Raw genomic sequence first — 12,933 nt, 5'->3', positions numbered from 1 at the left:
GTATTTTTGGCTGATTTTCCAGATTTTTGGCACGGGCAATTCCAGATAAATGTATTTTCTCAAATTAAAGGTTATTTATTAAATTTTTTATAATTTCAATTTGATTTAACTCAAGGCTGTCTTAGCGTCTCTAATTCTTCAGTCAAATTATCCAGCAAGCTTTGCAATAACTGCTGCTGATGTTGCCGGCTGGTTATATCTGCCGGTTCTTCAGCAATTTGAAAATTAATGACCCTGTCTGCCTTTCGCTCATATTCACTCAACGCCGATAATGCTTGCGTACTAAAAAGTGTGAGATACTCTCTCGCAGCATTGGCATAAGCTTCTTGTACCTGATTTAAATAGGAATCTGAGCTTTCAGGGTTTTTTGGGTCAGTATTTTGATTGAGAAAATAAGTGGCACCGCCCACAACGGCTGCACCCACCGGCCCGCCTAAAACCCAACCGAGTCCAGTTGCTAAAGCAACCGGCGCTGCACTATTTGATGATTTAGAATTGGGAGGTGGATTGGGTAAAATAACTTGCGGATCGCCAGGAAATGAAATCAGTAAACCAGCCGGCTGCTCTTTATTGAAGAATTCACAGGCTTGATTGACCCATTTTACAATCGCCTGCTGATAATCTACGAGTGCCTGCTTAAAAGACCCCCTTTCCCAAGTTCTAAATTCACCTTTCTGCAGTGCTGAAATTAGATCGGATTGGTATCTTGATAAAAGATTTGACAAGTTTAACCAACTCTGCATCTCCAAATTGCTATCTTGAAAACCTTTTTTAATTAAATTCTGTGCTTTTTGCTTAATTTCAAGTTTAGCTTTGCGCTTTTGTTCTGCCGATTCTAATTCTGTATTAATCTCTCGCATCTTTGTTTGCAAAGCTTGCTGAATTTGAGCGGCTATTGCTAAGACACGAGGCAACCGAACAGCCGTTTTATCTTCTTGCATAGCTACGATATTTTGCAAGGCAGATTCAAACATGGTCAGTCCGGTTGTCTGTGCGGCTGAGGTGTCTCCTTTCAATCTCGCTCTCAGTGCCGGCAGCGCATCAACGCGGTATAAATTGCTGAGATTATTCGGTAGTTCAGAGCGAAAGCTTTCAGCCACAAATAAGAGCCGGCTGTAAATTTGTTTTTGCTCTTCAGCTTCTAGTAAATTCAAGAAGTTAACAACAAAAACAACCGTTTTAATTCCTCGATCCAACAACCAATCTCTCAAGTTCTCCCGCTCGCCTAATGTCATTAACTTGCGAGCATCTAGCACCTGAATCACCAAATCTGCCGTTAAAAGCTGGTCGCGCACCAAGTTATCCTGTGCTTCCCGATCATTCGTTCCCGGCAAATCTAATAACTCAACACCGGCTTGCAGAAATGGATGAGGACAAAACACCTCTACAGAGGTGACATCATTCCGCATTCGTCTTTCATCATCTAGAATTGCAAACTGTTTTAAAACATCTGTTCCTTTTTCATTAATTTCAGTCCCATCTTTTAGCGTAATTCGCGTTTGTAGCTCATTTCCATATTTAATCGTAATTGCCGCGCCGGTTGTGGGAATGAGATCAATAGGAAGCGCTCGATTTCCTAGGATGGCATTCAGCAGTGTTGATTTCCCGTAATTAAACGGGCCAAAAACAGAAATCCGAAAGCTTGGTTTGTCAAGATAGTCGCAGATAGAAAGCGCATCTCGATAAAGCTGTGAGTTTTTATCGAGTTCTAGTACGCCAAGTGCGGACTTAAGATGATTAAGAAGGGTTTGAGTCGGTGCCGATTGTTGCATAAGATTGCTTTTTATAGGTAGACTCCAAATATCTCAAGCAATAGCTGTTAAAAGCTTAAAATCTACAGATAAACTCTGGTTTCACAGGACAAGTTTTATTTGTGATTCTTGGATTGTTTTCCAGGTAGAGGCTAGTCAGGTTAGTTAGGTTCCTCAAGGTTTGGACTTCAGTAATTTGATTGTCCGTGAGGTAGAGTTCACTCAGGTTGATTAAGGAACTCAAGGGCTGAACTTCTCTAATTTGATTTTCTTCAAGCCAGAGGGTATTCAGGTTAGTCAGGCTCATTAAGGGTTTGAGTTCTGCGATTTGATTTTGGCTGAGGTAGAGGTTAGTCAGGTTAATTAAGTTGCTCAAGGGTTGGAGTTCACTGATTTGATTGGTCGAGAGGCTAAGGCTAGTCAGGTTAGTCAAAGTGTTCAAGGGTTGGAGTTCAGTAATTTGATTGCCGGCGAGGTAGAGTTCACTCAGCTTGGTCAGGGTACTCAAGGGCTGGAGTTCTTTGATTTGATTGCTTGAAAGGCTGAGGCTAACTAAGTTAATAAGATTGCTCAAGGGTTCCAGGTCAGTAATTTGATTGTAGGAAAAACTAAGTTCACTCAGGTTGGTTAGGTTTTTCAAGGGTTGGAGACCTGCAATTTGATTGTTTGAGAGGCTAAGGCTAGTCAAGTTGGTCAGGGAACTCAAGGGTTTGATATCGCTGATTTGATTGTTGTTGAGGCTGAGTTCAGTCAAATTAGTCAGGGAACTTAGGGGTTTAAGGTCGCTGATTTGATTACTGTTGAGGCCAAGCCGAGTCAGATTCGTCAGGGAACTTAAGGGTTTAAGGTCACTGATTTGATTGAGGCCGACGAAGAGATCAGTCAGGTTAGTCAGAGAACTGACGGGTTTGAGGTCACTAATTTTAATGTCTAATAGATGGAGTTCTGTAAGTTTTGAAAATGTCTGGTTAGCCTGAGTGCAATCAGAAGTGCCGGCCTTCTCTAAAAGCACATCAACAGTATGTTTTGTCTCTGGCGGAAGACTTTGTTTACTCAAACACCAATCCGCAAAACTTTTTGGCGTTGCTGTCTGTGCATCAATAGGAAAAGATGAGCCTCCTACAAACAGAGAGACAAGCAGGCCGGTTAAGTAAATTTTGTGTCTAAAATGCTTTATCTTATTCATTTAAATCCTTTCTTCATGCTTAAAAAAATAACCACTAGGTCGATTCCGTGCATTTTTCACAAAGAGTAATCGAGCCTTAAATATTAGCAATTTAGAAGCCACAAATAGATTCTGGCTTCACAGGACAAGTTTTATTTTTAAACAATGGATTGTTCATTAGGTTGAGTTCAATAAGCTTGGTCAGGGTACTCAAAGGTTTAAGGTCGCTGATTTGATTGTTGTCGAGGTAGAGATAAGTCAGGTTAGTTAGAGTATTCAACGGTTTGAGATCGCTAATTTGATTGTTGTCAAGGTCGAGATAAGGCAGGTTAGTTAGAGTGTTCAAAGGTTTGAGATCGCTGATTTGATTGTTGTCGAGTCTAAGGGAAGTTAGGTTAATTAGAGTGCTTAAAGGTTTGAGATCGCTGATTTGATTGTTGTCGAGGTAAAGATAAGTCAGGTTAGTTAGATCACTCAAAGGTTTGAGTTCTCTGATTTGATTGTTGTCAAGGTAAAGATAAGTCAGGTTAGTCAGAGCGCTCAAGGGTTTAAGATCGCTGATTTGATTGTTTTCGAGGTAAAGGGAAGCCAGGTTCGTTAGGGTACTCAGAGGTTTGAACTCACTGATTTGATTGTCGGAGAGGTCAAGGTAAGTCAGGTTGGTCAGGGTGCTTAAGGGTTCAAGTTCTCTAATTTGATTGTTGCCTAGGTCGAGGGTAGCCAGGTTGGTCAGGGTGCTCAAGAGTTGGATGTCGCTGATCTGATTGTTGTCGAGGCCGAGGGTAGTCAGGTTGGTTAGGGCGATCAAGGGTTTTAGGTCACTGATTTGATTGTTCGAGAGGCCAAGAAAAGTGAGGTTGGTCAGGGTGCTCAAGGGTTGGATGTCGCTGATTTGATTGTTCCACAGCCTGAGGTCAGTCAGGTTGGTCAGGTTCCTTAAGGGTTGGATGTCGCTGATTTGATTGTTCCACAGGCTGAGGATAGTTAGGTTAGCCAGGGTACTCAGGGGTTGGATGTCGCTGATTTGATTGTTGTTGACGTAGAGGATAGTTAGATTGGTCAGGGAACTTAAGGGTTTGAGATCACTGATTTGTTTGTTGTCCAGGTCGAGTTCTTGGAGAGTTGAAAGCTTCTGGTTCGCCTGAGTGCAATCAGAAGTGCCGGCCTTCTCCAAAAGCACATCAACAGTATGTTTTGTCTCTGGAGTCAGACTTTGTTTACTCAAACACCAATCCGCAAAACTTTTTGGCGTTGCTGTCTGTGCATCAACAGGAAAAGATGAGTCTCCTACAAACAGAGAGACAAGCAGGCCGATTAAGTAAATTTTGTGCATAAAAGAATCGAATCTATTCATTTAATACTCCATTCATACTTTTGAAAACTTACCAGATCAACTTTGGATTTTCTATAAATAATAATTCAACATTAAATATTAGCACCTGTTTAGAAAATACAGATAGACTCTGGCTTCAGAGGACAAGTTTTATTTGTGAGCATTGGATTGTTCTTTAGATTGAGTTCAGTAAGCTTAGTCAGGGTACTCAAGGGTTGGATATCTCGGATTTCATTGTCAGAGAGCTTGAGGTCAGTCAGGTTAGTTAGAGCGCTCAACGGTTTAAGATCGCTAATTTGATTGTTGTCAAGATAGAGAGTAGTCAGGTTGATTAGAGTGCTTAGGGGTTTGAGTTCTTGGATTTGATTATTCCAGATGTAGAGGAAAGTCAGCTTAGTCAAGGTGGTTAAAGGTTGGAGATCGCTAATTTGATTGTTCCAAAGTTCCAGGAAAGTTAGCTTAGTCAGGGTGTTCAAGGGTTTGAGATCGCTGATTTGATTGTTATGGAGTTCAACGTAAGTCAAACTAGTCAGGGTGCTCAAGGGTTTGAGATCGCTGATTTGATTGTTGTCGAGGTAAAGGTAAGCCAGGTTAGTCAGGGTACTCAGGGGTTTGAGTTCAGTAATTTGATTGTCGGAGAGTTCAAGGTAAGTCAGGTTGGTCAGGGTGCTTAAGGGTTTGAGTTCAGTGATTTGATTGTCGGAGAGGTTGAGGGTAGTCAGGTTGGTCAGGTTCTTCAAGGATTTGAGATCACTGATTTGATTATTCCAGAGCCAGAGACCGGTCAGGTTAGTTAGGGTGCTCAAGGGTTGGATATCGCTGATTTGATTGAAACTGATGCTGAGGGAAGTCAGGTTGGTTAGGGTGCTCAAGGGTTTAAGATCACTGATTTGATTCTCGTCGAGGCCGAGGGAAGTCAGGTTGGTTAGGGTGTTCAAGGGTTTAAGATCACTGATTTGATTCTCGTCGAGTGCGAGGTCAGCCAAATTAGTCAGAGCACTCAAGGGTTTAAGATCACTGATTTGATTTTGCGAGAGGTTGAGGATAGTTAGGTTGGTCAGGGAACTCAAGGGTTGGAGTTCTCTGATTTGTTTGTTGCCGAGGTTGAGCTGCTGCAGAGTTGAAAGCGTCTGGTTAGCCTGAGTGCAATCAGAAGTGCCGGCCAGCTCCAAAAGCGCATCAACAGTATGTTTTGTCTCTGGAGTCAGACTTTCTTTACTCAAACACCAATCCGCAAAACTTTTCGGTGTTGTTGTCTGTGCATTGACAAGAAAAGATGAGCTTCCTAGAAACAGAGGGACAACTAGGTCGGCGAAGAAGATTTTGTGTATTAGATGCTGGTATCTATTCATCAAAAGCCTCTCTACGCGCCTTGAAAAAATTATCGCTAACTAAATTGAGTGACATTTCTCACAGACATCAATCGAACAAGAAATTGATCAGTTCAAAATTTACAGATGGACTCTGGCTTCACAGGACAAGTTTTATTGGTGAGCATTGGATTGTTATCTAGGGAGAGAAACATCAATTTAGTCAGCCTCCTTAAAGGTGTAAGTTCTCTGATTTGATTGCCGGAGAGGTTGAGGTAAGTCAGGTTGGTTAGGTTGTTCAAAGGTATGAGGTCTCTAACTTGATTGTTCTGAAGCATGAGGTTCTTCAGGTTCGTCAGGTTCGTCAAGGGTTTGAGTTCTCTGATTTGATTGTTTTGAAGCCAAAGGCTAGTCAGGTTGGTTAGGCTACTTAAGGATGTGAGTTCTCTAATTTGATTGCCAGAAAGGTCGAGGCCAGTTAGGTTAGTCAGAGTGTTCAACGGTTTAAGATCGCTGATTTGATTATTCCAGAGTCCAAGGATCTTTAGGTCGGTCAGAGCGCTTAAGGGTTGAACATCGCTGATTTGATTGTTGCCGAGGCTGAGGATAGTCACGTTGGTTAAGCTCCTCAAGGGTTTGAGATCGCTGATTTGATTGCCGGAGAGGTGGAGTTCAGTCAGGTTAGTCAGGGAACTCAAGGGTTTGAGTTCTCTGATTTGTTTGTAGCCGAGGTCGAGTATTCCGAGAGTTGAAAGCTTCTGGTTAGCCTGAGTGCAATCAGAAGTGCCGGCCTTCTCCAAAAGCACATCAACAGTATGTTTTGTCTCTGGAGTCAGACTTTCTTTACTCAAACACCAATCCGCAAAACTTTTTGGAGTGGCTGTTTGTGCATTAACAGAAAACGATGATCCTCCTAGAAACAGAGGGACAACTAGGCCGGCTAAGAAGATTTTCTGCATCAGATACTGAGATTTATTCATCTAAATACTCTCTACGCACATTGAAAAAGTTAATCATCGGCTTGATTTCGTGACAGTTCCCACAAAGAGCAATCGAACCTTAAATCTTAGTAGTTTAAAATCTACAGATAGATTCTGGCTTAACTGGACAAGTTTGATTTGTGAGCATTGGATTGTTGTCGAGTTGGATTTCTTTCAGATTGGTTAGGGAATTCAAAGATTTAAGGTCACTGATTTGATTGTTGCTGAGGTTGAGGAAAGTCAGGTTGGTCAGGGAACTTAAGAATTTGAGTTCACTGATTTGATTGTTCTCAAGCCCGAGGCCAGTCAGGTTGGTCAGGGAACTTAAGGGTTTGAGTTCACTGATTTGATTGTTGCTGAGGTTGAGGCCAGTCAGGTTGGTCAGGGAACTTAAGGGTTCGAGTTCACTGATTTGATTGTTCTCAAGCCCGAGGCGAGTCAGGTTGGTCAGGGAACTTAAGGGTTTGAGTTCACTGATTTGATTGTTGTTGAGGCTGAGGATTGTCAGGTTGGTCAGGGAACTTAAGGGTTTGAGTTCACTGATTTGATTGTTGCCGAGGCTGAGGCCAGTCAGGTTGGTCAGGGAACTTAAGGGTTTGAGTTCACTGATTTGATTGTTGTCAAGGATGAGGCCAGTCAGGTTGGTCAGGGAACTTAAGGGTTTGATATCACTGATTTGATTGTTGTTGAGGCTGAGGATTGTCAGGTTGATCAGGGAACTTAAGGGTTTGATATCACTGATTTGATTGTTGCCGAGGTCGAGGATTGTCAGGTTGGTCAGGGAACTTAAGGGTTTGAGTTCACTGATTTGATTGTTGTCAAGGATGAGGCCAGTCGTGGTTGAAAGCTCTTGGTTAGCCTCGTTACAATCAGAAGTGCCGGCCTTCTTCAAAAGCACATCAACTGTATGTTTTGTCTCTGGAGTCAGACTTTCTTTACTCAAACACCAATCGGCAAAACTTTTTGGAGTCGCTGTCTGTGCATTAACAGAAAACGATGATGCTCCCAGATAACAACACAAGACGGTGTTAATTAAGCAAGCTTTCTGTTGAAGATGCCGGCACAGTTTCATAAAAAAGTCCTCATTTTTTAATACAAACTCAACTCAAACAAAAGGCATTAGAAAAACTTCAGTCGATAAACTTCAGTAAATCTTTATACACAATCTCAATTTTATGAGACTCAGTAGAAACATCCGTTTCCAGTTTTTTCAAACGTTCGAGTTCCGCACTTCGGTTGATTTCACGGGATTGTTTTTGTTGCAGTAAATTATCCAGTTCAGCTTTGCGGGAATTAATATCATCATTCACCCGTTTAGTCACTTCCCGCTCATACACATCAAAACACTCTTTAACCGCATCATAAACTGGCTGCCATTGTTCTTGGGCAACTTGTGGCAGATGTTTAACTAACTCTTTTCTCGCTGCTTTAACGACTTCCTTCCGCGCTTGATCGGCTTGGAAAAAACCCACACCTAAGCCTAATAAAGCAAGCCCCACCGGCCCAAAAATCATTGCAGCTGGAAAAACCGCAACAATGATGCTGCTCAAACCAATTACCGTAAAATAATTGAGGAGAATGCTTTTCCAATCAAAACCGGCACCTGCCATTGCTACCCCAGCAATATTGCCGGTTGAGAGAGAAAATAATCCCATCGCCCATTTCGCCCATCCCGGTGATTTATCCTCCGTTGAATTATGGGTGCCGGCTTGTACTTTTTGCCCGGTTAACTTCTCCGTAATCTTATCCGTCACCTGGCTATAAGAAGCCCCATAATTTGCCGCACTTCTGGATAATTGGGCAAAGGCAGCAGTCATTTCTTGCTCAGCCGTGAGACTCCAATCAGCCAATTTATCACTGATATATTGCTCAAATGCCTGTTGCAGCGATGTATTAAATGCTTCCCGTTTGTCTCCATCAAAGAAATCAGTTAACTTTAACTCTGGTTGATAGCGTAAAAAATCTGATTCAAAGGTGTTACCCAAATTCAACACATAAGTACGGAAAGAATCTGCAACCGTTTTTGCTTTGAGATCGCGAGTATTTTTGATTTCTTCCTGAAATTTATCCCGAATTTCTGTCAAGATTTTAAATTCTGGCTCAACAGAGCTAATTTTATTTTTTAATTCATTGACATCTTGATCCAGCAAGGGAATCCGGCGTTCAATTGCTTCTTGAACATGAGAGGAAGTTTGACGCGCTAAGGTTCTCACCTGCCGCAATTCAGAAACCGCCCGTTCTTTCGTCAAAAATGTGTTGAGTGCGCCCATAAACTCGGAAAAGCCGGTTCCTTCTAAAGACGCCGAAAGATTTTTTAAGCGTTTGCGTAAAGCTTTCAGCGCAGAAACTTCAAACACTCGTTCATCGTAAATATCATGTCCTTCGACTTGGCAGTATTCTGCTAAGTTTGCTTTGAAAACTCGCCGCAGTTTTGTCTCAGATTCTTCCAGTTCTTCCGTATCATCCGGATCGATTAAACTCTCGCGCACCTGATCCCACGCATTAATTAAAAAGAAGACAGTTAACCCGCGACCTTTGATATAATTTTCTAAATACCGGCGCTCTCCAAGAGTACAAGGTTGCGAGGCTCTCAACACAAAAAGAATTGCATGACAATTATTAATATAACCAAGGGATAACTCGTTTCGCGCCTCTGTATCATTCAGCCCCGGACTATCAACAATTTCAATACCTTTTTCTAACAGAGGCAGGGGATATTCTACCACCGCACAGTCAACATCTGGAAAGGCTTGTTTTTTCTCTTGTTCTAGCCGCTTGGCTTCAGCCGGATCAATCGTATAGTTCTGTTTAAAGCTTTTAAAGTCTAATTGTTGTGCCGGCTTCCCATCATTAAAATAAAGTGTAACTTTCTTTTCTGGGCCAAATCGTAAAATTGTTAACAGCGCTGTACAAGGATTGACATCGCTGGGCAAGACATTTTCACCAATTAAAGCATTTAAAAAAGTGCTTTTGCCCCGTTTCATATCCCCCAAGACTAAAAGCCGAAATACTCCCGTTCGTAAATTTTCACCGGCAACCTTAATATCCTCGATTTCTTGCTCTAAACCAAGCCCCCCAGAATTCTGTTTTCCTTCTAATTCTGCTTGCTCGATTGTGTCAGCAATTCTGCCCAAACAACCCGCAACTTCAGCACGAACTTGCGCCACTTGGTTTAAATTATTCAGGAAACTGTCAGGTTCAATTTTGTAAGTCATATCAATTAGAGCTTTGCTGAGGTGTGAGTGCCGGCTCTAACTAAAAATGAGTGAGAACAAATCAAGAAAATTATGTCAAGCGCCGGCAGACAGGTATTTCACCATTTAAACACCCTTCGCCAAGATTTCGTAAGTGGTTTTCTCTACAAAAATCATGTATAAATATGAAGCAGACCGCGAATTATCAATAATTTCGTAAAAACACTTATTAAGCAACTAAGCCAACGAGATACCAACTCAGGTAAAGTTGCGAGCAATCAACGAATAAGTCTATGGTTAATCTCCAAACCCCTCATAGTGGCTATCAATGGGACGGCACCAGTCAGCGATTTTTTGAAGGTTGGTATTACCGCGTCACCCTGCCGGCAGACAATCAAACCTTCGCCTTCATGTACTCAATAGAAGATCCTGCCGGTGGTACACCCCACAGTGGCGGCGCAGCCCAAATTCTCGGCCCTGATGATAGCTATCTTTGCCGCACCTTTCCCGCAACGGATCGATTTTGGGGATGGCGAGATGCCTTGGGACTGGGACATTGGGGCAAAACCGACTTAAACACCCCTCCGCTTTACTTAGAGCCGGCAGAATTTGAGCATCACATTCAAGAAGGTTATCAAGGAACCGCCACGTGGCATCAAGGAATTCTTCGCGATCCCGGCAGTGGAAACTTAGCACAGTGGCAGTACGAAATAAAACCAGTGTACGGCTGGGGCAACACCGGCAGCCCGCAACAATCAACTGCCGGCTGGCTGTCTTATTTCCCCATTTTTGAACCCGGATGGCAAATTTTGATGGCACACGGGTTGGCCACCGGCTGGATCGATTGGAATGGCCGGCGCTACGAATTCACCGACGCGCCCGCCTATAGTGAAAAAAACTGGGGCCGGTCTTTCCCGCAAAAATGGTTTTGGCTGAATTGCAACTGCTTTGACAATGAACCCGATCTCGCCTTAACAGCCGGTGGAGGCCGGCGCGGCGTGCTGTGGTGGATGGAATCAGTCGCGATGATAGGCTTGCATTATCAAGGCAAATTTTATGAATTTGTGCCCTGGAACTCCCAAGTTTCTTGGAAGATAGAACCTTGGGGTAATTGGCAGATGCAAGCAAGAAATGCCCACTACGCGATTGAACTGACCGGCACCACAGATCGGGCCGGCACACCACTAAGGGCACCCACCGAACAAGGCTTAATCTTCTGCTGCCGCGACACCATGCACGGTCAGCTTAGCCTGCAACTGAGCGAACTTTCAGCCGGTCAATCGCAACCGATCCTGAAAGCCACCAGTTCTGTCTGCGGACTCGAAACAGGCGGTGGCCCTTGGGAAGAAACTTGGCACTCTTCTTAAAAGTGAAAAATTAACAAAAACTCATCTCCAAAAACTGCTATCATAGTTCTGTATTTGGGGTTGTAGCTCAGTTGGATAGAGCGAGCGCCTCCTGAAAATCGGGCACCTTGGGGGAAACTCCAGGCGTGAATGTGGTCAAATTCAAGGAAGCCTACCTCTGGCAACAGATAAGGTAATCTTGAGCCAAGCCAAAGACAGTGCTGAGTAATGGGTGAATTTAAAACTTAAAAATTGAAGCTCAAAACTCAAAACGCTTTGGAAGGTGCAGAGACTGGTTTTAAGGAGTCAAAAAAGATAGACTATCATGTCTTATCAAAAGTAGAGCAGAGAGGAATTCTGGTTGGAGTGTTATTAGGTGAGGGAAGAAGAAGCCAAAATAACTTCTTTATTCTGAACTCATCTAAATTAGAGAGCTACATTCTTTATAAAAAAGAAGTTCTCGAAACCATAACTAGAAGACCCGTAAGTTTACAAAGGGTGCAGGGAAAAGAAGGAGAAGAACTGATTCGCATAGAACCCAAGTTAATTCCTTTAACGCGGGTTTTGGTGAAAAAGTTATATCGGGGTGGAACGAAAACAATCACACGAAAGTTTTTGAACCTTTTAACTCCCCAAGGAATAGCGATTTGGTTTATAGATCGCGGTTCTAAATCCTTCAAGAAAAAAAACGGTAAAGTTCATGCGCTGGAAATTAGCCTAAATACTTATCTTTCCAAAGAAGAGAGTGAGATCATCGTTTCTTATTTCTCAGACGTGTGGGGGTTTAAGTGGGGGTTAAGTAAAAGTCACGAAACTTACCGGCTCAGAATGGGCACCAAAGAAGGAAAACGGTTTTTATCCTTCATTCACCCTTACGTTCACGAAAGTATGCTCTACAAAATTCAAACCTCCTTAAACACAACGGCCACCACCTAAGGGTTTATAGCCTATGGTGAAGGAATAGTCCAGAGAGTGAAGAAACTCACGCAAATCTGAAGCGCTAGGCCGCCGGTTCGATCCCGGCCAATCCCGTTATCTGCTAAGCTTTATGTGACAAATTCCCTGATTTGAGTGGATCTGCTTAGAAGGGAGTTCAGGAAGCGCTCTGAAGCCGCCGGCTATAAAGGGCGGTTCTGGGTGCAGTGTTATATATGATTTTTGTATATGCTTTTGAGGATCTGTCCAAACCCTAAACGTCACCGACGTTCCAGAGACTCGTTACGCTCCGTCTCTATGTGGTCTAGAGGCAGATCGGTTTTATGCTGGTTACTAGGAGTTTCTGTTGTGTGTTGGATTGGCTACCGGCAGTTGCAAAATAACTTCAGTACACCCCAAGCATTATTAGTATTGGGTGGCGCGAAAGAGCGAGAAATTTTTGCGGCAGAATTGGCAAACGAGCATCCTGAAATGGATATTTGGGTTTCTAGCGGGAGCAACCCAGAGTATGCAGAATGGGTGTTTTCAGAAGCAGGAATCGATCTGAGCCGGCTGCATTTAGATGATCGCGCGATAGACACCGTCACCAACTTCACCACCCTGGTTGATGAATTTCAAGCCAGAGGCATTAAAAGTGTTTATTTAATTACCTCCGATGACCACATGAGGCGAGCTACGGTCATTGGAGAAATTATATTCGGAAGTCGGGGAATCGCCTTCAAACCGATGCCGGTGCCTTCTGGACGACCGCCAGAACCGATTGAAAAAACACTCCGAGATGGAGCCAGAGCGGTTCTGTGGGTGGCAACAGGCCGTACAGGTTCAACATTCAGCAAGGTTTTACCGCCTTCCCAATCCGTCAACAGAAACCGTTGAAGCGTCTGTGCCGGCTAAGAATGCCGGCTGAACCTTTATCAC

At 43.2% G+C, this 12,933-nt stretch carries 10 protein-coding genes; 3 read left to right on the top strand and 7 right to left on the bottom strand.

Features of this window, described 5'->3' with window-relative positions; translation table 11 throughout:
- Window positions 1–110: 110 nt before the first annotated feature.
- The 7 genes from H6F56_RS23555 to H6F56_RS23525 all read right to left on the bottom strand — a co-directional run bounded on the left by H6F56_RS23555 (window position 111) and on the right by H6F56_RS23525 (window position 9,754).
- Window positions 111–1,772 carry a dynamin family protein gene (locus H6F56_RS23555; RefSeq protein ID WP_190673766.1) on the bottom strand — a complete coding sequence of 554 codons (1,662 nt, stop codon included), beginning with the start codon at window positions 1,770–1,772 and terminating at the stop codon, window positions 111–113.
- A gap of 55 nt (window positions 1,773–1,827) precedes the next feature.
- Window positions 1,828–2,937, bottom strand: a complete 1,110-nt coding sequence (locus H6F56_RS23550) for a leucine-rich repeat domain-containing protein (protein WP_190673763.1) — start codon at window positions 2,935–2,937, stop codon at window positions 1,828–1,830.
- Between the two features lie 91 nt (window positions 2,938–3,028).
- On the bottom strand, window positions 3,029–4,270 hold the full coding sequence (locus H6F56_RS23545) for a leucine-rich repeat domain-containing protein (protein WP_199313228.1): 1,242 nt from the start codon (window positions 4,268–4,270) through the stop codon (window positions 3,029–3,031).
- Between the two features lie 89 nt (window positions 4,271–4,359).
- Window positions 4,360–5,601 carry a leucine-rich repeat domain-containing protein gene (locus H6F56_RS23540; protein ID WP_190673760.1) on the bottom strand — a complete coding sequence of 414 codons (1,242 nt, stop codon included), beginning with the start codon at window positions 5,599–5,601 and terminating at the stop codon, window positions 4,360–4,362.
- A 92-nt stretch (window positions 5,602–5,693) separates the two neighbouring features.
- On the bottom strand, window positions 5,694–6,539 hold the full coding sequence (locus H6F56_RS23535; protein WP_199313226.1) for a leucine-rich repeat domain-containing protein: 846 nt from the start codon (window positions 6,537–6,539) through the stop codon (window positions 5,694–5,696).
- A gap of 94 nt (window positions 6,540–6,633) precedes the next feature.
- Window positions 6,634–7,611 (bottom strand): leucine-rich repeat domain-containing protein, encoded by a 978-nt coding sequence (locus H6F56_RS23530; protein WP_190673757.1) that lies wholly within the window; start codon window positions 7,609–7,611, stop codon window positions 6,634–6,636.
- Window positions 7,612–7,669: 58 nt separating this feature from the next.
- The gene (locus H6F56_RS23525) at window positions 7,670–9,754 is read right to left on the bottom strand and encodes a dynamin family protein (RefSeq protein WP_190673754.1); all 2,085 of its coding nucleotides are present in this window, start codon (window positions 9,752–9,754) and stop codon (window positions 7,670–7,672) included.
- A 272-nt stretch (window positions 9,755–10,026) separates the two neighbouring features.
- Between H6F56_RS23525 and H6F56_RS23520 the strand changes: the two genes are divergently transcribed.
- The 3 genes from H6F56_RS23520 to H6F56_RS23510 all read left to right on the top strand — a co-directional run bounded on the left by H6F56_RS23520 (window position 10,027) and on the right by H6F56_RS23510 (window position 12,891).
- Complete coding sequence (locus H6F56_RS23520) at window positions 10,027–11,100, top strand: tocopherol cyclase family protein (RefSeq protein WP_190673751.1); 1,074 nt, start codon at window positions 10,027–10,029, stop codon at window positions 11,098–11,100.
- A 255-nt stretch (window positions 11,101–11,355) separates the two neighbouring features.
- Window positions 11,356–12,015 carry a DNA endonuclease gene (locus H6F56_RS23515; protein WP_199313224.1) on the top strand — a complete coding sequence of 220 codons (660 nt, stop codon included), beginning with the start codon at window positions 11,356–11,358 and terminating at the stop codon, window positions 12,013–12,015.
- 348 nt (window positions 12,016–12,363) lie between these two features.
- Window positions 12,364–12,891, top strand: a complete 528-nt coding sequence (locus H6F56_RS23510) for a YdcF family protein (RefSeq protein ID WP_416361007.1) — start codon at window positions 12,364–12,366, stop codon at window positions 12,889–12,891.
- Window positions 12,892–12,933: the final 42 nt, after the last annotated feature.

The organism is Microcoleus sp. FACHB-672 (assembly GCF_014695725.1).
Taxonomy (GTDB): Bacteria; Cyanobacteriota; Cyanobacteriia; order Cyanobacteriales; family Oscillatoriaceae; genus FACHB-68.
Note: the sequence above shows the minus strand (reverse complement) of the source record. Positions and strands in the feature narration are given on the sequence as shown.